General features: G+C 53.1%; 20 protein-coding genes. 12 read left to right on the top strand and 8 right to left on the bottom strand.

Annotated elements, in window-relative coordinates; all coding sequences use genetic code 11:
* Positions 1 to 53 precede the first annotated feature (53 nt).
* Both ACZRKO_RS06445 and ACZRKO_RS06440 read left to right on the top strand, forming a co-directional pair.
* Positions 54 to 3,302 (top strand): cellulose synthase subunit BcsC-related outer membrane protein, encoded by a 3,249-nt coding sequence (locus ACZRKO_RS06445; RefSeq protein WP_463737492.1) that lies wholly within the window; start codon positions 54 to 56, stop codon positions 3,300 to 3,302.
* 16 nt (positions 3,303 to 3,318) lie between these two features.
* Positions 3,319 to 3,906 carry a DNA-3-methyladenine glycosylase I gene (locus ACZRKO_RS06440; protein ID WP_463736390.1) on the top strand — a complete coding sequence of 196 codons (588 nt, stop codon included), beginning with the start codon at positions 3,319 to 3,321 and terminating at the stop codon, positions 3,904 to 3,906.
* On the opposite strand, the gene ACZRKO_RS06435 is transcribed toward ACZRKO_RS06440, so the two are convergent.
* Positions 3,885 to 4,853 carry a GlxA family transcriptional regulator gene (locus ACZRKO_RS06435; protein ID WP_463736389.1) on the bottom strand — a complete coding sequence of 323 codons (969 nt, stop codon included), beginning with the start codon at positions 4,851 to 4,853 and terminating at the stop codon, positions 3,885 to 3,887. The genes ACZRKO_RS06440 and ACZRKO_RS06435 overlap by 22 nt on opposite strands.
* 142 nt (positions 4,854 to 4,995) lie before the next feature.
* On the opposite strand from ACZRKO_RS06435, the gene ACZRKO_RS06430 reads away from it, so the two are divergent.
* A complete protein-coding gene (locus tag ACZRKO_RS06430) occupies positions 4,996 to 5,637 on the top strand; it encodes an HD domain-containing protein (RefSeq protein WP_463736388.1) in 642 nt (213 codons plus the stop codon).
* On the opposite strand, the gene yqfB is transcribed toward ACZRKO_RS06430, so the two are convergent.
* Both yqfB and ACZRKO_RS06420 read right to left on the bottom strand, forming a co-directional pair.
* Complete coding sequence (gene yqfB / locus ACZRKO_RS06425; RefSeq protein ID WP_463736387.1) at positions 5,638 to 5,943, bottom strand: N(4)-acetylcytidine aminohydrolase; 306 nt, start codon at positions 5,941 to 5,943, stop codon at positions 5,638 to 5,640. It abuts the gene before it with no gap.
* 184 nt (positions 5,944 to 6,127) lie between these two features.
* On the bottom strand, positions 6,128 to 7,114 hold the full coding sequence (locus ACZRKO_RS06420; protein WP_463736386.1) for a nitrilase family protein: 987 nt from the start codon (positions 7,112 to 7,114) through the stop codon (positions 6,128 to 6,130).
* Positions 7,115 to 7,240: 126 nt separating this feature from the next.
* On the opposite strand from ACZRKO_RS06420, the gene ACZRKO_RS06415 reads away from it, so the two are divergent.
* Positions 7,241 to 8,110, top strand: a complete 870-nt coding sequence (locus ACZRKO_RS06415) for a LysR family transcriptional regulator (protein WP_463736385.1) — start codon at positions 7,241 to 7,243, stop codon at positions 8,108 to 8,110.
* A gap of 208 nt (positions 8,111 to 8,318) precedes the next feature.
* Here the strand turns inward: ACZRKO_RS06415 and ACZRKO_RS06410 are convergent, their stop codons facing one another.
* Entirely contained in the window at positions 8,319 to 10,169 is a 1,851-nt protein-coding gene (locus ACZRKO_RS06410; RefSeq protein ID WP_463736384.1) for a hypothetical protein, read from the bottom strand.
* 427 nt (positions 10,170 to 10,596) lie between these two features.
* On the opposite strand from ACZRKO_RS06410, the gene ACZRKO_RS06405 reads away from it, so the two are divergent.
* From ACZRKO_RS06405 to ydfG, 5 genes are all read left to right on the top strand, one after another.
* On the top strand, positions 10,597 to 10,968 hold the full coding sequence (locus ACZRKO_RS06405) for a hypothetical protein (protein WP_463736383.1): 372 nt from the start codon (positions 10,597 to 10,599) through the stop codon (positions 10,966 to 10,968).
* A gap of 377 nt (positions 10,969 to 11,345) precedes the next feature.
* Positions 11,346 to 12,119 carry an alpha/beta hydrolase gene (locus ACZRKO_RS06400; RefSeq protein WP_463736382.1) on the top strand — a complete coding sequence of 258 codons (774 nt, stop codon included), beginning with the start codon at positions 11,346 to 11,348 and terminating at the stop codon, positions 12,117 to 12,119.
* A gap of 172 nt (positions 12,120 to 12,291) precedes the next feature.
* Complete coding sequence (locus ACZRKO_RS06395; protein WP_463736381.1) at positions 12,292 to 12,519, top strand: hypothetical protein; 228 nt, start codon at positions 12,292 to 12,294, stop codon at positions 12,517 to 12,519.
* Positions 12,520 to 12,835: 316 nt separating this feature from the next.
* Positions 12,836 to 13,891, top strand: a complete 1,056-nt coding sequence (locus ACZRKO_RS06390; protein WP_463736380.1) for an aldo/keto reductase — start codon at positions 12,836 to 12,838, stop codon at positions 13,889 to 13,891.
* 114 nt (positions 13,892 to 14,005) lie between these two features.
* A complete protein-coding gene (ydfG, locus tag ACZRKO_RS06385) occupies positions 14,006 to 14,755 on the top strand; it encodes a bifunctional NADP-dependent 3-hydroxy acid dehydrogenase/3-hydroxypropionate dehydrogenase YdfG (RefSeq protein WP_463736379.1) in 750 nt (249 codons plus the stop codon).
* A 77-nt stretch (positions 14,756 to 14,832) separates the two neighbouring features.
* Here ydfG and ACZRKO_RS06380 read toward each other — a convergent pair whose 3' ends face one another.
* A complete protein-coding gene (locus ACZRKO_RS06380; RefSeq protein ID WP_463736378.1) occupies positions 14,833 to 15,159 on the bottom strand; it encodes a YnfA family protein in 327 nt (108 codons plus the stop codon).
* A 128-nt stretch (positions 15,160 to 15,287) separates the two neighbouring features.
* Here ACZRKO_RS06380 and ACZRKO_RS06375 point away from each other — a divergent pair, with 128 nt between their 5' ends.
* Positions 15,288 to 15,656: a DUF1283 family protein gene (locus ACZRKO_RS06375; protein WP_463736377.1), complete on the top strand. Its 369-nt coding sequence runs from the start codon at positions 15,288 to 15,290 to the stop codon at positions 15,654 to 15,656.
* Positions 15,657 to 15,766: 110 nt separating this feature from the next.
* A complete protein-coding gene (locus ACZRKO_RS06370; RefSeq protein WP_463737491.1) occupies positions 15,767 to 16,057 on the top strand; it encodes a DUF1161 domain-containing protein in 291 nt (96 codons plus the stop codon).
* Positions 16,058 to 16,132: 75 nt separating this feature from the next.
* Here ACZRKO_RS06370 and cbl read toward each other — a convergent pair whose 3' ends face one another.
* Both cbl and ACZRKO_RS06360 read right to left on the bottom strand, forming a co-directional pair.
* On the bottom strand, positions 16,133 to 17,092 hold the full coding sequence (gene cbl, locus ACZRKO_RS06365) for an HTH-type transcriptional regulator Cbl (RefSeq protein WP_463736376.1): 960 nt from the start codon (positions 17,090 to 17,092) through the stop codon (positions 16,133 to 16,135).
* 159 nt (positions 17,093 to 17,251) lie between these two features.
* Positions 17,252 to 18,196: a 2-hydroxyacid dehydrogenase gene (locus tag ACZRKO_RS06360; RefSeq protein ID WP_463736375.1), complete on the bottom strand. Its 945-nt coding sequence runs from the start codon at positions 18,194 to 18,196 to the stop codon at positions 17,252 to 17,254.
* A 275-nt stretch (positions 18,197 to 18,471) separates the two neighbouring features.
* On the opposite strand from ACZRKO_RS06360, the gene glgX reads away from it, so the two are divergent.
* Positions 18,472 to 20,757 carry a glycogen debranching protein GlgX gene (glgX, locus tag ACZRKO_RS06355; RefSeq protein WP_463736374.1) on the top strand — a complete coding sequence of 762 codons (2,286 nt, stop codon included), beginning with the start codon at positions 18,472 to 18,474 and terminating at the stop codon, positions 20,755 to 20,757.
* A gap of 14 nt (positions 20,758 to 20,771) precedes the next feature.
* Here glgX and ACZRKO_RS06350 read toward each other — a convergent pair whose 3' ends face one another.
* A complete protein-coding gene (locus tag ACZRKO_RS06350; protein WP_463736373.1) occupies positions 20,772 to 21,386 on the bottom strand; it encodes an FMN-dependent NADH-azoreductase in 615 nt (204 codons plus the stop codon).
* Position 21,387: the final 1 nt, after the last annotated feature.

The raw sequence follows: 21,387 nt of genomic DNA, 5'->3' as shown, positions 1-21,387 counted from the left end.
TTAACTCACCGTTTTCGCCACGGCCTGCGCCGTTAAGATTAAGTTTGCTGGCCCTGACTCTGGGGCTGGCGCTCTCACCTGACCCAGTGAATGCCGCAGAAGTGGCGCCGGAGCAGTGGCTTCTCGAGCAGGTTCGCGTGGGTGAAGCCAGCCATCAGGATGACCTGGTGCGCCAGTCTCTCTACCGTCTGGAACTGATGGTGCCGGAGAATCCGCAGGTGCTGGCGGCCCGTCTGCGCCTCGCGCTGCGGGAAGGAAATCAGGATCTGGCGCAGCAGCAACTGGAGAAAATCCGTCGGGTTGCGCCCGATTCTGACGTCTACCGTCAGGCGCAGCTGAGTCTGAAACTGGTAAAACCGGAGGTGCAGCAACAGCTGCAACAGGCGCGTTTGCTGGCAACGGCAGGGCGTTTAGCCGAAGCCCGCGCGCAGTATGATGCACTGTTCGACGGTCCGCCCCCTACACTGGATCTGGCGGTGGAATACTGGCAGTTAGTTGCGCGAATTCCGGGGCAGAAAGAGAAAGCTCAGGCGCAGCTTCAGGCGCTGAATACCCAATATCCGGGCGATGTCAGCCTGCGTTTGCAACTGGCAAAAATGGCATTTGATCAAGGAAAACCCGATCAAGCGGTTGCCATGTTAAAGCGGGTCGCAACCAGCGACGAAGGGCGTGGCCCGGCCGCCGATATGTGGCTGGCACAGATTAAAACGCAACCGGTCAGCAATCAGAGCGTGGCCGATTTACAGCGCTTTATGGGCGTTTTTGACAGCGGCCCGCCCGCGCTTGCCGCGCAGCAGGAGTTGCAGCGCCAGCAAGCGATGCTGGCTGACCCGCACTATCAGGCCCGGGTTCGCGGACTGGAGCAGGTGGCCCGTGGAGGCTCGACCAGTGCAATTGCGCCGCTGAAAAAAGCGCTGGAAGAAAAACCTAACGATGCCGAAGTATTGGGCGCAATGGGATTGGCCTATTCCCGTGCAGGTAACCGGTCGCAGGCACTAAGTCTGTTTGAAAGGGCGAAGAGTGCCGAGCAGGATGGTTTTAACAGCGGTAAATGGACCAGTCTGATCCAGACCAACCGCTACTGGCTGGAGATTGAACAGGGCGATAAAGCACTCAAAGCCAATGACCTGAATCAGGCTGGCGTTCACTACCAGCGGGCGCAGCGTATCGACCCGCGCGATCCGTGGGCGCAAATCGGCCTTGGGGATGTTGCCGTTGCACGGCATGACGAGGTTCTGGCCGAGCAGGCTTACCGTCGTGCACTCAATGTTGAGCGCAGTAACAGCAGCGCTCAGCGCGGACTGGTCAATATTTACCAACGCCAGTCGCCGCAAAAAGCCCTGGACTATATCAACAGCTTACCTGCACCACAGCGCGCCAAACTGGGCGATAAACAGCAGGGTATTCAGAACGATTTGCTCAGTGCCGATGCCGAACGTTTCGCCGCAAACCACCAGTGGCCGCAGGCGGCGCAGAGCGATGAGAAGATCCTGCAACGCAACCCGGATGACGTCTGGACCACCTACCACTACGCCAATGCGCTGCGTGAAATGGGCCGTAATAGTGAGGCTGACGCCGCCTTTGCCAGGCTGGTGGTGAAACGTCCAGCCGACCCGCAGCAGGTGTACGCTTACTCACTGTACCTTTCAGGAACCGACCGAGACGACGCCGCACTTAAGCATTTAAATACCCTGCCGCAGGCGCAGTGGGACGACAATATGCGTGAGATGTCGCTACGCATTACACTCGACAAAACGTTGAATAATATTGACCAGTTGATCGCCCGGGGGGACACCGGCGATGCAAGAACGCAATTGCAAACGGCAAAACTGCCTGCCAGCGGCCTGAATCTTAATCAGCAGCGCCGTGTGGCGATCGCCTGGCGTGACGTCGGCGAAACAGTGAAAGCCGCGAACCTGTTACGGCCGGTGACCACGGCGGCGGCCAAATTACCTGCCGGTCAGGACAAAGCGCTGATTTACCGCGACGCTGCCCGGTTGGAACAGCAAACCGACCATCCGCAGGCGGCCCAGGAAGATTATCAGCAGGCGATGGTTGCCAGTGGCATCACCGGCGAAACGCCCAAAGATAACGACACGTACACGCAACTGACGCGCAACGACGCGAGCGATGACTGGTTAAAGCGCGGGATCCGCTCTGATGCCCATGATTTATACCGCCAGCAGGATGTGAACTTCACCCTCGACGAAGACAGGTCGACCAACAGCGGCACGCCGGGCAAATCAGATCTGCAGTCCAACACCACCATGTTGCAGGCCGACATGCCATGGTATCAGGGCCGCGCTTTCCTTCGCTCGGACATCGTGCGTATGGACAACGGTACCTTTAACAACGATAACGGCAATTACAGCTCCTCTTTCGGCACCTGTAATGACATTCTCTGTCATCGCGATCAGGACCAGAACGCCAACGGTGTCAGCTTTGGTGCGGGCTATAAAGACGCCACGTGGGAAGGGGATCTTGGTACTACGCCGCTCGGCTTCCCGGTGGTTGACTGGGTCGGTGGGCTGGCGTACAGCAGCGACTGGCGCGATATCGGCTGGACGGCCACGGCGTCGCGGCGGCCTATTTCCAGCTCGTTACTCTCTTTTTCGGGAGCCAAAGATCCCAATACCGGTACCACGTGGGGCGGCGTTCGTGCCACCGGTGTCAGTCTCGGTCTCAGCTACGATCAGGGCAATGCTAACGGGCTGTGGGGCGATATCAGCGCGCATCAGATCACGGGTAAAAATGTGGCAGATAACAGCCGCGAACGCCTGATGGGTGGCTATTACTACAAGATGATCAACGAAGATAACCGCCGCGCAACCCTCGGTCTGAACTCGATGGTGTGGCACTACCAGAAAGATCTCAGCGGTTATACGCTCGGACAGGGCGGTTATTACAGTCCTCAGCAATATTTCTCTCTGGCCGTACCGCTGAATTATCGCCAGCGCACCGAAAACTGGTCGTGGCAAATTGGCGGATCGGTCTCCTGGTCGCGCTCTTCGACCAGCGATCAGCAGCGCTATCCGTTGCAGAACCTGATCCCGGATTCGCTGCCGGACAAGGACGCCGTAGAACAAGGCAGCAGCAGTTCCGGATTCGGTTATACCGCACAGGCACTGATTGAACGACGCGTGACGTCGCACTGGACTATCGGGGCCGGGGTGGATATTCAGCAGGCGAAAGATTACACGCCGAGCCACTTCCTGCTGTATGCACGCTATTCGCTGTCCGGCTGGCAGGGCAGTCTCGATATGCCGCCGCAGCCGCTGGTGCCTTACGCCGATTTTAAATAGAGGATGACGTCACCTGATGGCCACCGAATTCGTTTTTCCTGACAACAAGCCCCGCTGTCACTGGGGCTTTTCCGACCTGATGATGCTGAATTACCACGATAACGAATGGGGCAAGCCGGTGTATGACAGCCGGGCGTTGTGGGAAAAACTGATGCTCGATGGCTTTCAGGCAGGGCTTTCGTGGCGCATTATTTTGAAAAAGCGTGACGCCTTCCGGCTGGCTTTTTGCGGATTCGACCCGCAGAAAGTTGCACAGTTCACGGATGGAGATATCGAAAGACTGGTCGGGAATGCCGACATTATTCGCTCTCGAGCCAAGATAAATGCGGTCGTGAAAAATGCCCGTGCCTATCTGGCGATGCAGCATGCGGGTGAAGAATTTGGCGAGTGGATCTGGGCGCAGGTCGGCGGAAAGTCCATTCAGCATACCGGTCCGGTACCGACCAAAGATGCACTGTCAGAGCGTATTTCCAAAGATCTGAAAAAACGCGGTTTTACCTTCGTCGGCCCGACGATTGTTTACGCCTGGATGGAAGCCACGGGATTGATTAATACTCATCATCCCGACTGTTATCGTCGTGCTCAGGTCGCCGGAGAGGGATAAAAGCGGCGATACTGTGACGGTGTCACGTTTAACTGGCGCATAAAAGCCCGCCGTAAGATATCAACACCTGAAAACCCGCAATCGTCTGCAATCTGTTTGACGGCAAGCGCGGTCGATTCCAGCAGTTCACGCGCACGGGCAATACGCTGTTGTTCCAGCCATCCGGCAGGGGTCAGGCTGAGTTCCTGATTAAACAGACGTGTCAGATGCCTGACGCTGACGCCCATATGGGCGGCCATTGTCTGCACATTATGCCGTGAATCGAGTGAATTGATCACCCAGCGTTGAAGACCCTGTAGCGCTGAACGCCCGCTTACCGACGCCTTGCCATGGCGGCTGAATTGCAACTGTCCGCAAGGGCGTTTGAAGAACATGACCAACTGTGCGGCCACGGACATCGCCACTTCCCGTCCTAAATCTTCCTCAATCATATTCAATGCCAAATCCAACCCTGACGTCACGCCAGCGGCGGTGCGCAGCGGGCCATCACTCATAAATATTGCGTCGGCGTCGACCAGTGCCAGCGGGAAGTCGCGGGCAAGCTTATCAGCCACGGCCCAGTGAGTGGTAACCCGCCTTCCATCCAGCAACCCGGCGGCACCCAGCAGCAGGGCACCACTGCATACCGAGCCATAACGCACACTTATTTTTGCCATATGGCGGATAGCTGACAGCATCTCGGGAAGGGGTTCAAAGGATCCTAATGCCGGTGCACCGGCGATCAGAAAAGTGTCAACCGGCTGCAGATTTTCATCCTGTAGTTGAAGATCCGCCAGCAGGCGCACGCCGGACGAAGACACCACCGTCTGGTCATCCAGCGCCATTACCTGCAGACGATAAACCTGCCGCCCGAGACGGGCATTGGCTTCGGCAAACACATCCAGAGGTCCTGAAATGTCCAGCAGTTGCACGCCGGGAACGGCCAGAACAACGATATTTTTGACCATCTAGACGCTTTCCTTCGTTTTGCTGTCACGTATGTACGCGAATGTCTCTTTTAGTCGTCATACGATGATTGATGACATTCATCATGATGCCTATTCTCGTTTCATACAATGAAAAGTCACTATCTTAACGAGGGTCAACATCATGAGTCTGAACATTAATGGTATCCGTATTCCTGACAGTATAATGGCTCGCGAGGCAACTGAACTGGTGCGCGACACTGAGTCTGAGCTGCTGTTTCATCACTCAAGCCGCGTCTATTATTGGGCGGCATTAGCAGGGCAACAGCGTAACCTGAGTGTCGATCAGGAGCTGCTGTATATCGGCTGCATGTTCCATGACATGGGCCTGACGCATGAACATTGCAGCTGTGACAAACGGTTTGAGGTGGACGGGGCAAACAGCGCGCGGGAATTTATGCGCCAGTATGGGGTATCCGCGCAGGACATCGACAAAGTCTGGACGGCGATTGCCCTGCATACCACACCTGGCATTCCGGAGTTTATGGATCCGGTGATTGCTCTGGTGACCGCAGGCGTAGAAATGGATGTACTGGGAATAAATTACGCAGGGTATGACGATAAGGTGCGCGAACAAGTGGTCGCCGCACACCCAAGAACGCCTGATTTTAAGGAAGACATTATTCAGGCATTTTACGACGGGATTAAAAACAAACCGGATACAACGTTTGGTAACGTGAAAGCTGATGTGATTGCCGATAAAGAACCGCAGTTTGTGAAAGGCAATTTCTGCTCGGTGATCCGCGCTTCACGCTGGAACAGTTGATCAGATCATGCGGAATTCAATCATAAACAGTTCGTTCAGGCCGGGGTAAATCTCCGAGATCACCTGTTTCAATTCAGTCAGCGTCATGTTTTCCTGATCGGCATGGCGCTGATTAAGCGTATCAAACTGTACCGGCGTGACGGCAATCACTTCAATGTTGCAGAAAAAAACGTCATCTTCGTACCGGGAAACCCGCACCTGATCGCCCGCAACAAATTGTGCATCGCTGGCTTCACGCAGGGTAATGGTTTTGCAGCCCGCCAGAATGTCATTTTCAAAGCGGGAGTAGAAGGTGATGTTTTTCATGAGATTTCCTGTTGATTTGTAAAGAAGGGAATTAAGAGCATAACGTGTGCTGCGGCCTCCTGCGGCCAGTTTTTTCACACAACCCATTGCAACCAGATCGGTCAGAAGACGATAAACGGCTCACCCCAGGAGAACAAGTGAATCATTCAGGGAGGTGGCGTTATTACAGAGATATAATTTCACATCATTTTCCTTTCCCCGTCTCTTCCTCTGAGAATCGTGCTGTGATGGCATCGCGCTCGTAGCCCTGGCGTTCAGTCAGAATGTGGTAAAGGTCAGGGCGGCGGCCGTAAATCCAGCGACGGCCGGAGCTCATTGGGATGAGTGAGAGATCGAGACCGCCGGTGACCATAACATCGGCAGCGGCGTCGGTTTCTTTCACAATCCGCCCGTAAGGGTCGAGGATCATGGCGTTGCCGGTGCGAACTTCGTCGTCATCAGCACCGATACCGTTGCTAAAAAGAATGAAAATGCCGTTGTCATGAGCGCGGGAAGGGAGCCAGCGCATCAGCCATTCGCGGCCGCTGACACCACGGATCGCCGCCGTCATTTCTGCTTTACGTTCTGCACGCTGCTCCCACAGATCCAGCGCAATCGGCTTCATGCCGTGCGGGCTGCGCGAGTTTGTACCGCCGGTTTGGTGCGGCGCAATCAGGATATCAGCCCCGAGCAACGTGGTAGCGCGGACATTCTCCACCAGATTGTTGTCCCAGCATATGAGTATTCCCGCTTTTACCCCCCACGGCGTATCAAAGACGGTATAGCTGTCACCACTGCTGATCGTCGGGTGCTCAAAAGCGTGAAGTTTGCGATGTGTATGCGAAGTCCCGTCAGGCATACAGGCAACATAGGCATTATAAAGACGGCCATCATCGACACGCTCTATCAATCCTGCGCAAATCATCATCTGATGTTTAACCGCCAACGAGCGAATAAGCGCCAGTGAAGGGCTGGTTGCCACCGGTTCTGCCAAAGCATTCACCTCATCCGCAGGGAGTTTTGGCACATGCCAGTACCCCGTAATACACATTTCCGGGAAAGCCAGAATTTGTATTCCCTGTAGCGCAGCTTGCTCAATAAATTTTTCCATCACCAACAGATTAAATTTTTTATCACCGGCTTTGTGCTGGAACTGAACAACGGCAGCTTTAATTGGGTTCATTTTATCCATTTCATTTCTCCAGAAATAAACATCAGCGGAACGGTTTTATTAAAAAGCATGAGTATTACAACAATTTCTCTGATAACTTTATAATGAATTATTTTCCACATCTGATTACCAAATGGAATGTAATAAATGAATGTGAAGCTTCTAAAAGCCTTTGTGACGCTGGCAGAAAAGGGCAATTATGCGCAAGCGGCTCAGGCACTGTCGATGACTCAGCCTGCACTGACTAAACAGATTAACTTACTGGAATCATTGATCAATATCCCACTGTTTACCCGTGGTCGCCACGGCAGTCAGGTGACCATGGGGGGCCAGCAACTGCTGCCCGAGGCCATTAAAGTGCTCAGACAGACCGATAGTTTTCTTCAGCATGCACAACAGGTTGCGAAGGGCGGTGAAGGGCGGATCGCGCTTGGATTTGGTTTATCCAGTTTCTATTACGCACCGAAATGTATCGCCAGATTCCGGAACTTGTATCCGGCTATTGATGTAAGCCTGGAAGATATTCCGTCAGCCAAACAGTACGATTTACTCGAAAGCGGAGAATTGCAGGTCGGTTTTGTCCGGGTGCCGGCCAAGGCGCCACTATTTCATCAGGCATTATTCGAAGACCGTCTGGTGATGGTGACGCCTAAAGAATGCGAATTTACCGTGGAAGAATGGGTAAACCGGCTGCCATTGTTGCGCTTATTTAGCGAAAGAGGCCGCGGACTGAATGCGCAAACGGATATGTTTCTGCAATCGGCTCAGTTGTTTCCGTCATCAACACAGGAGGCGGGAGATATTCAGACCATACTGGCTTTAGTGATTGCCGGTATTGGTGTGGCAATTCTGCCAGAAAGTATTGTGCATATCGCACCAGCGACGATAAACCGGATCCCGTTAACAGGACGCTGCGTAAGTTGGAAAGTGGGTATTGCCTGGAATGAACGGCTCCCGGATTTAATTAGGGATAATTTTATCGATCTGGTAATGAATTCAGTAAAGAATTATGGGTGAATGAACAAAACAATGCTGGTCACCTTAAGTGACCAGCATTAGCTTTAGCTGGTTTTTTTCTTCATATTTTGAGCCGCAGATGCGTTGGCTGCACTCGCTTACCCACAACTCGCTTACCCACAACCCGAATTATTTTGGGAAAACTCCTTTATATCTTCCCCACAACTCAAACTATTTCGAAATGCGCGCTATTTATAAAAATCCCGCTTCAGGCAAAAATCATATTCTGCTGCCATATCACACGTTCTCCGGCGGGAGGTTGGGCGATGACGATGCTGCCGGATAAACGGTTATTTAGGAACATCAGTGAGCTGGCGGGTTGTGCAGTAACGTCGGTGAAATCGAAGGTGGCTTGCGTCAGAGTCGAGGAAATAATATCGATTTGCTTTGGCTCAGTTCCGGAAAGGGTAAAGCTGACCTGATTAAACTGCGAAGCCTGCACCGACAGTGTGGAGGATTTCAGGATGAGCGGCGCAGATTCTGTGGCGGTGTTAAACGTGCAGCGCACAAAATTCACCGGTGCGGTGCTGTCGAATGAGTGCCCGTTAATGCCGTTGAACACCATATCAGTAAAGGTGATGGCGGCAGTCACGTTGCTTTGCAGCACCGGTGCGCCGTCCTCCGGCAGGGAAAACTGGCACTGACGAATGACGTTCGGGCGCGCAGCCCGTTGCGAGGCCTGACTGATAATCAGCGGACCATCGGCGGTGCAGCCGGTCATCTGCAAACCGTCGGCATTGACCCACAACATCCCGGACTGCGGAATAACCTCGTTGGTAATCACCACCAAATCTTCCAGTGTCAGCTCACTCACGCCGGAGCGGGCGACAAACCACGGGCAGACGTGCTTACGCACATTAATACGTTTGGCGCTGCCTCCCCAGGTGACGCCGGAATTGGCAAAGGTCATCAGGCCGGAATTACCGGTATAAGTAAGATCGTGTTCGTACTGACCGTGGGTGACGAACGGGCCTTTTTCCGCGCTCTGTCCGCTGGCATGACAATTCTCGACCAGGCAATACGCCGACGCCGTGAAATCATTTAAATGCCGCGCGTTCGCCACGCTGCAATCACTGACATGACCGTACAGACAATAGATTTGCTGTGTCAGATATCCGGCACCGCCAAAGGCCGTATTTGGCGGATTGGTGAGAGAGCATTGCTGCGTCAGATAATGGGTATTCCAGCGACGCATCACCACTGGCCAGAAAGAACCCGTCGAATGGATCCCTTCCACATTGGCATATACCGCGTATTCAAACGCGACCGGATGGCTGCCGGTGATCTGATCATCCCCGGCCCCGGAGAACTGCATATTTTTGATAGTAACGAATTCGACAGGCTCGACTTTTTGCCAGCTGATCACCCTGCCTGCCAGCAGTTCCCAGCCGTTGTAATAGCCAATCTGAATATGCGTGCTGTCAGGAATAGCGATAATTCCAACCAACTTTTGCAGCTCGCGTTCCGCCGCGCCCTTCACCGGCGCAACCTGCACCGCGTACCAGTCGCCCACGCTGAACAGTGACGAATCCGCGACCGGGAAAGTATCGGTCTGTTCCTTCAACGTTTCAGTCAGCGTGAAGCTGACAGGCGTGCCGGTGACGGTGCCCTGGAAAAACAGCACGGCGGCAAACGGGTCATTGACCGGTGCGCTGGCAATGCCGGTGGTGAAAACACGATTGTTCTGGAAATCCACAGTGATGTAAGAACGTGTGAAATGATGGCGGCGTTGAAAGAGTAAATCCGTGAACGCCAGAATCTGCGTGATTAGCGGATCATTCACTAACGCATCCAGCGCATCGTCAGCGGGGTGAGCTGCATTCAGAATGCCGAAGGTGCGGAAATCGCCCACGCCCTGATGGATAAGCCGCCAGCGTCCATTGGGCGAATGGTCAGAAATGATCACTGTGCCGTTATTGGCAGGCAGAACGCAGTTTTTGTCCCAGTAATAATGACCGCCGCCGCCATCACCAGCCTGAAAATAACCATTAACGAAGACATTATGATCCAGACGTATTTTATGACTCTTCAGTGCAGATATAGAGTTGAACGTTTTCATGGAAGATTCCTTATGAGGCTCAGGGGTGAGCCATTTTATTTTGTTATATCTCCGTATTTTCAACCACAATATGCGGCCCTGTACTGGCTGGCACAACGGATGTGGTATTTATCAGGGTGTTATTCTGTTCAATAAAATAAGAGGGCGCGAGAATGCCTTATCTGAAAATAACTACTTGCCGTGGCTAAATGTCACTTGAAGTGCCTGATAATGATTAATACCGCTGGAGACCTCAATTTGAAGCTGCTCGTCACCGGTTACCCTGAAGAGAAAAGGGCAGGCAGGTCATCTTTTCAGACGGGGTTTGAACAGGGTCGGCAAGAACCGGGTTCATTACCCTCAGTTGTTCCTGAACCTGAGCACGCCTTTTGGGCAGTAACGGGGCCGCTGAATTTTTGGGGCATGCTGTCTTCGAGGGATCCAGAGTTTGGCGAATATCATTAGCTTGCGGACAGTCTCTTTAGCTAATACCACGCCATGTAACCAATTACCAATGAGCTTCTTTTTAAATTTCCCTGGCCAACGCGCAGCGATGAATAATGCAATGCGTCTGGAACGACGTGGCAGGTTGATTGCTGACTGGGAGAAGGCAAACTTCGTTCCGGGTTCTGTCGATGTGCCATGGGTGAGTTTACGAGGTCGAATTTACTTTTATCGGATGATGCTCAGTAAAACCGAGTTGCCGGTAGAGTATCAAGCTCAATGGCTGGACGATGACGCAGTTGATACACAAGATCAGCCAGAACAGGATATTGATGAGCAATACAATGACAGCGGCAAAACCTCAGATTCTGTCTAACCCCACGATGGTACGTATAATGTATATTATGTTAAATGATAATAACGTTATTCAAGTAACCTCTTTCAACCTCTGATCTCTGCCCTTACCCGTCAGACTTTGCAGCTCAATGCCTCTATTGCCATCCCGGACCAGGATTATTGTTATCTCTTCAAAAGACGCATCTCAGGTGACGTCGCTACGTGAAATCTGCAATTCTGGCAGTGTCATTACCCGCCAGAATTGCTCAAATGACGCCTATTTGGTGCTACAAAATTCAGCGTTTAATGTCATTTTTGTCATCCGTACGCCACTCATCTGTCAGTGACCAGGGTCTACACTGTCTATATCAGGCCAAATGGTTCTTTTCAACTCACTGATTACTTTGAGGATTTATCATGCGTTTACTGACTAAACTGACATTATTGGGTGTGGCGTTAAGTTCGACGGTTTCCTTCACTGCGCTGGCCGTACCTGCAAGTTCGGCGCCGGTAAAAAACATTGTTCTGGTGCACGGTGCTTTTGTCGGTGGTTCGGGCTGGAAACCGGTATATGACATTCTGATCAAAGATGGTTATCACGTCACGTTGGTACAGGAACCGCTGACCTCTTTCCCGGATGACGTTGCCGCAACTAAACGCATTCTTGATATGCAAAACGGCCCGGCCATTTTAGTTGGCCACAGTTACGGTGGCGCGATCATCACTGAAGCTGGCAATGATCCCCACGTGGCAGGTTTGGTTTACATTGCCGCCCATGCTCTGGACAACGGTGAAACTGAAGTCAGCAACGGCAAAAAAATGCCGAACACAGCGCATCCGTTCGCCAAAACGGCTGATGGTTTTCTGTATATCAAACCAGAGAATTTCCCTGCTGATTTTGCTGCCGATTTACCGCTGAAACAGGCGCAGTTTGAAGCGCAGGCCCAGATGTTAACGTCTGCAAGCGTCTTTACTGCCAACATTCCTCATCCAGCATGGAAAACAAAACCGAGCTGGTACATGGTAGCGAAGTCCGACAAAATCATCAGCCCGGACCTCGAACGTTTCTACGCCAAACGCGCACACAGTCACACGGTTGAAATCCTCGGAGCCAGCCATTCTGTTTATGAATCGCACCCTGTAGAAGTCGCTGCTCTCATTGAACAGGCCGCACTGCACGCGGTGAAGTGAAAGCAAACGAAAGCCAGGGATCGGTGACGATCCCTGCTAATCCTACCGATCTTCCTCGTGTTGCCCTGCCCGCATTTTTCACTTAATCCCTGATTCTGTGAGCTTTCGCCATAAATTCTGCTGTCGAAAATGGTTAATAGAGAGAGTGTCTATTCATCAAAAAGGATTGAGCATGGAAAATTACGCCAACAAAAGTGGTGACTCTGCGGTGACGGGTTTCCAGATTGAAAGTAATTCGATGAAAGTTCGCTTCAAAGACCATCACGTCTACCTTTATGATATCCGCCACCCCGGCCCTGAACATTTGGAAAAAATGAAAGAACTGGCCCGTGCGGGCTGGGGTCTGAATACCTATATTGAAAGCGAAGTGAAGAAAGATTTCTCCTCGAAAGTCATTTAATTTTTTATGCGGGCGCAGCCTCCTGCGCCCCTTGATTATTCTGAATTTTATTACACTTCGATAACATTCCGCTGTGACACACTTGTCGCGAAAAGGTAGTCTGATCACTATATTTAGAACTTACAGACCTCTTTTCGGAGCTTCCCGATGCCCCGTAAAATCAGCCACCAACACAAAACCTAATGCCGTTTTCCTGTTTGGTCGCGGTGATAAAATCAACGAACCCATTGTGTCCCATGGCCCATTTGTAATGAACAGCACCGGGTCGCCGGTGCATTTTTTATGGAAATATCAACATTCGTGAAGGAGACAAGCAATGGAATACCGTCAACTGGGCCGTTCTGGCCTGAAAGTGTCCGTTCTCAGTCTGGGCACGATGACCTTTGGTGGTCAGGGGAAGTTTGCCAAAACCGGCCAGACGGACACCGAAACGGCCAAACGCCAGATTGGTCTGTGCCTCGATGCTGGGATTAACCTGTTCGATACCGCCGATGTTTACTCGGGCGGTTTATCGGAGGAGATCCTTGGCAAAGCACTAGGCGAAAAACGCCATGAGGTGCTGGTTGCGAGTAAAGCCCGCTTCCCGATGGGCGACGGTCCGAACGACCGCGGTTCATCGCGCCACCATATTATTCGCGCCTGTGAAGCCAGCTTGAAGCGCCTCGGAACTGATTATCTCGATCTTTATCAACTGCATCAGTGGGATGGTCAGACGCCGCTGGATGAAACGCTGCGCGCCCTGGACGATTTGGTCAGCAGCGGTAAAGTCCGCTATATCGGTGTGTCGAACTTTTCCGCCTGGCACATCATGAAAACGCTCGGTGTGGCAGAGGCAAATCACTACATCCGCCCGATCAGCCAGCAGATCCACTACACCTTGCAGGCCCGTGAAGCCGAGTACGAATTGCTACCGGTCAGCCACGACCAGGGGCTTGGCGTGCTGGTCTGGAGCCCGCTGGCCGGTGGTTTATTGTCAGGGAAATATCGCCGTGACCAGGCCAAACCGGAAGGCACCCGCCATCTGGCCGACTGGGGCGAACCGCCGGTGCGTGACGAAGATGCGTTGTATGACATTGTCGATGTGCTGGTTGACATCGCCGATGCCCGCGGTGTTTCTGCGGCACAAATTGCGCTGGCATGGCTGATTTCCCGGCCGGTAGTCAGTTCGGTTATCGTCGGTGCGCGTAGCGAGGAACAGCTTAAAGATAATCTGAAAGCCGCCGAGCTGGTTCTGACTCCGCAGGAGATCCAGCGTCTGGATACTGTCAGCCAGTTGCCGCTGATTTATCCTTACTGGCATCAGGCATGGACGGCTTCGGACCGCCTCTCAGAGGCCGATCTCTCACTGATTGCGCCCTACCTAAAAAAATAAAAACCTGAAATGTAGACCCTGAAAACCGGCGAACCCCTGCCGGTTTTCTCTCTTTTGTGTTAATACTGAGTGCAGCTTCACACTTTAAAGCGAAAACTATTGAGGAACATTGGGATGATTATTTTTGTAACCGGCGCAACCGCTGGCTTTGGTGCTGAAATCGCGCGTAAGTTTGTAAAATCTGGCCATAAAGTGATCGCCTCCGGCCGCCGTAAAGAACGTCTTGATGACTTAAAACACGAGTTGGGCGATGCGCTGTATGTCGTGCAGCTTGATGTCACTAACCGCGCTTCGATTGAAGAAGCCATCGTCGCGCTGCCTGCTGAATGGCGCAATATTGACGTACTGGTTAACAACGCAGGTCTGGCGCTGGGTCTGGAAAAGGCGGATAAAGCCGATCTGGATGACTGGGAAAACATGATCGACACCAACGCCAAAGGTCTGGTGTACATGACCCGTGCGGTGCTGCCGGGTATGGTTGAACGCAACGTCGGACATATCATCAATATCGGTTCCACTGCCGGTAACTGGCCGTATGCGGGCGGCAACGTGTATGGCGCCACCAAAGCCTTTGTGCGTCAGTTCAGCTACAACCTGCGTTCAGATTTGCATGGCACCCACGTTCGCGTGACCAATATCGAACCGGGCCTGTGCGGCGGGACGGAGTTTTCTAACGTGCGCTTTAAAGGTGACGACGAGAAAGCCAGCAAGACCTACGACAATACCAACCCGCTGACGGCGGCTGACGTGGCTGAATCTGTGTTCTGGGTTTCCACCCTGCCTGCTCACGTCAATATTAACAGCATTGAAATGATGCCGGTCAGTCAGTCACTCGCTGGTTTGCAGGTGCATCGGGACGCGTGATGCTGTTGTGACAAGTAGTAAAAAAGCGCCCTGTGGCGCTTTTTTGTTTTCTACAGATATTATTCGGATAGGTGGATTTAGCCCGCCTTCCAGCCGGAAATAATGATCAGCATTCCCGCCAGCGCCACACAGGCACCCAACCAGTCGGTGTGGTTGAGTTTGACGCCATCAATAAAGTGCAGCCACAGCATCGCGGTCATCACGTACACCCCGCCGTAGGCGGCATAGACCCGCCCGCTGGCGGCCGGATGGAGCGTTAGCAGCCAGACAAATAGGGTCAGACTGAGCGCCGCAGGCAACAGCAACCAGGCGCTGCCCCCTTTTCGCAGCCACAGATAAGGCAGGAAACAGCCGATGATTTCTGCCAGCGCCGTGGCGAAAAAAAGTAAAGACGTTTTGAGCATAGCGATGTTTACAGTCCAAAGTTCAATCAGAAAGTAACCAGATGGACGTCAAAAGGTGACGTACAGGGTGGCGATGGTATAATTTAAGTGTTCGCCTGAGCGATGTGTAAACCTATAAGGAAGAGCTAATGAATACAATGTTTATGACCCGAATGACTCGCCGGTTGTTACCGGTCGCCCTGCTGGTCATGGCGGCAAGTTGGCAGGTTTCGGCACAGGCTGCCACCAATTGCGCAGGCGGTACCTGCGTGTTTAGTGGTTCAGGCAATGATGCGATCAGTAATGAAGATGCGCGCCAGAGCAAAGAACAGTGGAATGATACGCAGGAACTGCGCCACTCCATTAATCAGCGCGCCACCAAGAGCTTCAACAAATTCGATCAGGCCGTTGATCTGCGCGACAAGTGCCAGGCTAGCCAGAATCTGAATGCGTACTGGGAACCGAATACCGAGCGCTGCCTTGACCGCCGTACCGGCCGCCAGCTGTTAGCACCGTAAACCTGAGTTCACAAACGTAAAAAGCGATCAATGTTCCCTGCCGCTTCTTAGCTGCTAAACTGATTAATACGTTCTTTCTCATTACGTAAAAGTCATAAAAGGATTGGATGATGAAAAAAACACTGTTAGCAGGACTGACCATTCTGGCCCTTGCACCTTTAACGGTTCAGGCTTCATGCGAAACCGTTAAAGCGGATATTACCCAGAAAATCGTTGCCAATGGCTTACCGGAATCTAATTTCAAACTGGATATCGTCGCCAATGATGAAGCCGATAAGGCCGGCGGCCAGGTTGTCGGTCATTGCCAGAACGATACCCAGAAAATCGTTTATACCAAAACATCTGACAGCGTGGATGACAGTGCCAAAACTGGCACCAGCCAGGATGCTCCCGCGCAGTAAGCTTTAATCGGCGTTATCGGATGTACAAAAGGCGCAGATGTCTGCGCCTTTGTTTTTACTCTTCAACGATCATCCTCAAATCTGGTAATCAATCACCACTTCGCTCTCCTGCGGTTGGGCAAAGACCTTCTCTTTAATTTCGCTAACCGACAATCTTGGGTTACAGAGTTCGATAAAGCGCCAGACGTAGTTACGCTGTAGTTGCGCCCTTTTCAGCCCGAGCCAGACAGTGTTGGCTTCGAACAGGTGTTCAGCGTTGAGCAGTGTCAGTGCGCTGTCGCGCTCTGCTTCATAGGCTTTATCCGCCACGATACCCACGCCTAATCCCAGTTCGACATAGGTTTTTATTACGTCAGAGTCCTGAGCGCTGAGTACGATATCCGGGTTGAGCGCCGCACGGCTGAATGCTTCGTCAATCCGTGAACGGCCGGTGATCCCCTGACGGTAGGTTACCAGTGACTGCTCACTGAGTTGTTGCAAGGTGACAGGCTGCTGATTCACCAGCGGATGCTCATTAGGCACCACAATGGCATGGTGCCAGCGGTAATAAGGGAAGGAGGCGACGGCCGGATCGTTGATCAGTTTTTCACTGGCAATACCAATATCCGCCTGCCCGCCCAGTAACATCGCCAGCACTTCCTGCGGTGAACCCTGCTGGAGTTCCAAACGCACACCCGGATAGAGCGCGCGGAACGCCTTGATCACTTTCGGCAGGCTATAACGCGCCTGCGTATGGGTGGTGGCGATAGTCAGCACCCCGGCATCCTCTTTGGAGAAGATGTCAGCCAGACGGCGGATGTTTTGGGCTTCGTTAAGGATACGTTCGGCGACGGCCAGCAGCTCTTTACCCGGCTCCGTTAACCCCAAAAGACGCTTACCGCGACGAATGAAAATCTCCACGCCCAGCTCATCTTCCAGTTCACGGATATGCCGGCTGACGCCTGATTGCGAGGTGAACAACATGTTGGAAACTTCCGTCAGGTTGTAGTTGCACCTCGCTGATTCGCGAATGATTTTTAGCTGTTGGAAATTCACCGTGTTCCGCCTCTCGTTTTTTCGTTTATGCGCGTAAATCTGCGTAAATCTGTTATGCGTAGCCCTATTGTTACGGTCTGTTGCGGCGCAGGACAAATACGAAAAAACGGTTACTTATGCTTTTTCCGACTAAAGAGGAAAAAGCATAAGGGAAAAAACTCAGTGGGGAACGGGGGTAAGAACCGGCTGACCGGCGAAATGGGCTGTCAGATTTTGGATAACGAGAGACATCATATTATCTACCGCTTCCGGTGAGCGCCCGGCAATATGCGGGGTAAGCACCAGATTGGTCAGCGGCAGCATCCCGGCAGGCACCAGAGGTTCACCGTCCACCACATCCAGCGCGGCACCGGCGATCTGCTGATGTTCCAGGCTGTGGATCAGGGCGGCACTGTCTACCACGCTTCCCCGCGCAATATTGATAAGGAATCCGCTTTCGCCCAGCGCGTCCAAGACATCCGCGTCGACCAGTTTTGCCGTGCCCTTGCCTCCTGGCGTCGCGACGACCAGATACTCAGCCCACTGCGCCAGCGCGACAATTGTGTCGAAATAGCGCCATGTACTGTCGGCCAGCGGATGGCGGTTGTGATACCCCACCGCCATGTTAAAGCCACCTTCGCAACGTAACGCAATCTGTTCGCCGATATTGCCAAGCCCAATAATGCCCACTTTTTTTCCGGACATGCCCGGTACGTTCGAGCGGGAGCGTGTCCATTCGCCCCGGCGTACAGCGGCGTCCATCTGTGGAAGATGCCGCGTAACTGCAAGCATCAGCGCCAGCGCGTGGTCGGCTACGGCTGAATTGTTGGTACCCGGCCCGTGGGTGACGGTGATCCTGCGCTGTGCCGCCGCCGCTGTGTCAATCTGTTCAAAGCCGACGCCCTGAGCACAAATAATTTCCAGATTCGGCAGTTTGTCCATCTCTTCGCCAGTCAGCCCGATGCTGCCGATGGTCAGCACGGCGCGGATCTGCCCGGCTAATTGCGGGTCGATACTGGCACGACGGGCCGCCGTGGTAGCGTAATGCAGGGTAAATCCGGCTTCTTCGTAGCGGGCGGGATAAGCGGGATCGAGTTCAACGTGGCATAACAGCGCAATGCTCATTACGGCTCCTGGCTTTTGATTGCTCTTGATAGTTATTGATATAGAAACAGCAAAACGGCAGAACGGTAAAATGCTTTTATAACGCAAGCGGCGGTTTTTGGGTGAAAAGAAACGTAACCAAATAGCCGTTATCAGGAGACCCTGCGGCAAAAATCGTCTTCCCCAGCTACACTCCATGATGAGTTCGTGCACACACTATTTCGGCCACGAACGCCCTTCGCTCAATAATTCTTTAGCAGTAATTCTGCTTTCCCGGTTCAGGAGTGATGACAAGAATGGCAAAAAACCCATCAAAAAAAGTCAGTAAACCCACCACTGCTCTTCCCGAATCCCCTCAGCGCGTTCTCAATCATTCTCAGGTTGATATCGCCGTGGACGCCGCCGGTGTGAGGATCATTCATCCCTACAGCGATGGTGAAATCGTTAAAGGCTTCGATTCCGGCCACCAGACCCGCGTGCGAGAAGGATTGCCGGTGCCGCTTGGTGCCACCTGGGACGGCCTTGGGGTCAATTTTGCGCTGTTTTCCGCCAATGCCACCAAAGTCGAGCTCTGCCTGTTCAATGATGAGGGTGAACAGTTCGACGTGATTGAACTGCCGGAATATACCGACGAGGTGTGGCACGGTTATTTGCCGGATGCCCGCCCCGGCCTGCTCTACGCTTACCGCGTGCATGGCCCTTATGCCCCGCACGATGGCCACCGTTTTAACCCGGCGAAACTGTTGCTCGACCCTTATGCCAAGCAGATCGTCGGCGAACTGAAATGGGATGATGCTCTGTTTGCCTACGATATGCAGAGTGACAAGAAAGACCTGCATATTGATAACCGCGACAGCGCGGAATTCCTGCCCAAATGCCGGGTGATTGACCCCGCGTTTTCCTGGGCACGCTCGCGCAAGAATCATATTCCGTGGGAAGAGACGCTGATTTATGAAACCCACGTTCGCGGCTACACCATGCGCCATCCCGCAGTACCAGAGCATATGCGCGGCACATTTTCGGGGCTGAGCACGCCGCAGATTGTCGATTACATTAAATCGCTGGGCATTACGTCCATTGAGCTGATGCCCATCCATGCGTTTACCGATGACCGCCATCTGCAGGAGAAAGGCCTGCACAATTTCTGGGGTTACAACACACTGAGCTTTTTTGCCCCGCATCCGCAATATATGGCGACGCACACAGTCAATGAATTCAAACAGATGATCGCCACGCTTCATGCGGCGGAGATCGAAGTGATCCTCGACGTGGTTTACAACCACACGGCAGAAGGCAATGAACTCGGCCCGACGCTGTCGTTTAAAGGCATCGACAACGCCAGTTACTACCGGCTCATGCCGGATAATAAACGCTATTACATCAATGATACCGGCACCGGCAATACGCTCAATCTCAGCCATCCTCGCGTACTGCAAATGGTCACTGACTCGCTGCGTTACTGGGCGACGGAAATGCAGGTGGACGGCTTTCGCTTCGATTTGGCGACGATTCTGGGACGGGAAAGCTATGGTTTTGACGAAGGCTGCGGTTTTCTCGACACCTGCCGTCAGGACCCGGTGCTCAGCCAGTGCAAACTGATTGCCGAGCCTTGGGATTGCGGTCCCGGTGGCTATCAGGTTGGCGGTTTCCCGCCGGGCTGGACCGAATGGAACGACCGCTTTCGCGATTCGGTGCGTAAATTTTGGCGCGGCGACGAAGGCCAGCTGGCGCAGTTTGCTACCCGTCTTTCCGGCTCAGCCGATCTCTTCAACCATCGGGGCCGCAAGCCCTACGCCTCGGTCAATTTCATCACCGCGCACGACGGCTTTACCCTCAACGATTTGGTGTCGTATGAAAATAAGCATAACGAAGCCAACGGCGAAGATGGGAAAGATGGCAGCAACAACAACATTTCGGCCAACTACGGGACCGAGGGGCTGACCGATGACCCGTCCATCAGCGAGCTGCGCCTGCGCCAGATGAGAAACATGCTGGCGACGCTGCTGTTTTCGCAGGGCACGCCCATGCTGCTGGCCGGTGATGAGTTCGCCCGCTCACAAGATGGTAATAATAATGCCTACTGTCAGGATACGGACATTGCGTGGGTAAACTGGAATATCGAAGAGAAAGGCAAGTCGATGATCCTGTTTACCTACCGGCTGATTGCATTAAGAAAGCGTTTTCCTATTCTGCACCGGGGGCGTTTTCTGACCGGAGCAGTACATGAAAAACTGAATGTGAAAGACGTCAGCTGGTTCCAGCCACGGGGCGAAGAGATGAGCGACGCCGCCTGGGCAGACCCCCATGCTAAAAGCATCGCTATGTTGCTGGATGGGCGCGCGCAACCGACCGGACTGTTGCGTTATGGCTCACTGAGCACCGTGTTACTGCTGTTTAACGCATCGCACGAAGAGGTGGTTTTCAGCCTGCCCTCGGTGGCCCACGGCGAGAGCTGGCGGCATATCTTTGATACCTTCCAGCCGGATGACGTTAACGAGCACAATTTCGATTTTGGCCGTGAATACATCTGCCCGTCACGCACCGTGGCGTTGTTCGAGTTAATCAGCAGCGCAAAATACTAAACCGCTGCGCTGCTTCAGGCATTGAGGATCTGAAGCAGCGTTTCACGCCCTTCCGCCAGCCCTTTCTCACGACCAATCGCCTGGCGGCTGACGCCTTCTGCGCGGATCACATGGCAATCTTTCACGCCCATCAGCTCCAGAATGGATGCCAGATAGGGTTCCTGAAAATCATGCAATTTGCCTTCAGGGGAGCTGTAAACGCCACCCCGCGTTGAAGCAATGTAAGCCGTTTTTCCGGGGATCAGCCCGATAACACCCTGAGGCGTGTAACGGAAAGTGAGCCCCCTCTGACAGACCTGATCCAGCCACGCTTTCAGGTTGCTCGGGATGGAGTGGTTGTACATCGGCGCGCCAATGACCAAAACATCGCAGGCGGTCAGTTCTTCAATCGACTGATAAATCCCGTCCAGTTCAGCCTTAAGCGCCGGTGTGATCACTTCTTCCTGCGCATTGTGCAGCAGGCTCATCGCGGCGGCAGACAGGTGCGGCGGCGGTGTGGTTCCCAGGTCGCGGTAAGTCACCACTGCATCGGGATGACGGTCGCAAAGCTCAGCAACGACCGTTGCTGAAAGCTCGCGGGATACGGAGCCGTTAATAAACGGGCTTGAATCAATGTGTAAAATTTTCATA

Source organism: Ewingella sp. C233 (genome assembly GCF_055407225.1).
Note: the sequence above shows the minus strand (reverse complement) of the source record. Positions and strands in the feature narration are given on the sequence as shown.

What these genes read in the sequence shown, in the direction of transcription:
- ACZRKO_RS06380 (WP_463736378.1), bottom strand. Translation starts at nt 15,159, where the DNA reads ATGCTCAAAACGTCTTTACTTTTTTTCGCCACGGCGCTGGCAGAAATC.
- yqfB (WP_463736387.1), bottom strand. Translation starts at nt 5,943, where the DNA reads ATGAAAAACATCACCTTCTACTCCCGCTTTGAAAATGACATTCTGGCG.
- ACZRKO_RS06415 (WP_463736385.1), top strand. Translation starts at nt 7,241, where the DNA reads ATGAATGTGAAGCTTCTAAAAGCCTTTGTGACGCTGGCAGAAAAGGGC.
- ACZRKO_RS06360 (WP_463736375.1), bottom strand. Translation starts at nt 18,196, where the DNA reads ATGAGCATTGCGCTGTTATGCCACGTTGAACTCGATCCCGCTTATCCC.
- ACZRKO_RS06390 (WP_463736380.1), top strand. Translation starts at nt 12,836, where the DNA reads ATGGAATACCGTCAACTGGGCCGTTCTGGCCTGAAAGTGTCCGTTCTC.
- ACZRKO_RS06395 (WP_463736381.1), top strand. Translation starts at nt 12,292, where the DNA reads ATGGAAAATTACGCCAACAAAAGTGGTGACTCTGCGGTGACGGGTTTC.
- glgX (WP_463736374.1), top strand. Translation starts at nt 18,472, where the DNA reads ATGGCAAAAAACCCATCAAAAAAAGTCAGTAAACCCACCACTGCTCTT.
- ACZRKO_RS06440 (WP_463736390.1), top strand. Translation starts at nt 3,319, where the DNA reads ATGGCCACCGAATTCGTTTTTCCTGACAACAAGCCCCGCTGTCACTGG.
- ACZRKO_RS06375 (WP_463736377.1), top strand. Translation starts at nt 15,288, where the DNA reads ATGAATACAATGTTTATGACCCGAATGACTCGCCGGTTGTTACCGGTC.
- ACZRKO_RS06410 (WP_463736384.1), bottom strand. Translation starts at nt 10,169, where the DNA reads ATGAAAACGTTCAACTCTATATCTGCACTGAAGAGTCATAAAATACGT.
- ydfG (WP_463736379.1), top strand. Translation starts at nt 14,006, where the DNA reads ATGATTATTTTTGTAACCGGCGCAACCGCTGGCTTTGGTGCTGAAATC.
- ACZRKO_RS06400 (WP_463736382.1), top strand. Translation starts at nt 11,346, where the DNA reads ATGCGTTTACTGACTAAACTGACATTATTGGGTGTGGCGTTAAGTTCG.
- ACZRKO_RS06435 (WP_463736389.1), bottom strand. Translation starts at nt 4,853, where the DNA reads ATGGTCAAAAATATCGTTGTTCTGGCCGTTCCCGGCGTGCAACTGCTG.
- ACZRKO_RS06370 (WP_463737491.1), top strand. Translation starts at nt 15,767, where the DNA reads ATGAAAAAAACACTGTTAGCAGGACTGACCATTCTGGCCCTTGCACCT.
- ACZRKO_RS06420 (WP_463736386.1), bottom strand. Translation starts at nt 7,114, where the DNA reads ATGGATAAAATGAACCCAATTAAAGCTGCCGTTGTTCAGTTCCAGCAC.
- ACZRKO_RS06430 (WP_463736388.1), top strand. Translation starts at nt 4,996, where the DNA reads ATGAGTCTGAACATTAATGGTATCCGTATTCCTGACAGTATAATGGCT.
- ACZRKO_RS06350 (WP_463736373.1), bottom strand. Translation starts at nt 21,386, where the DNA reads ATGAAAATTTTACACATTGATTCAAGCCCGTTTATTAACGGCTCCGTA.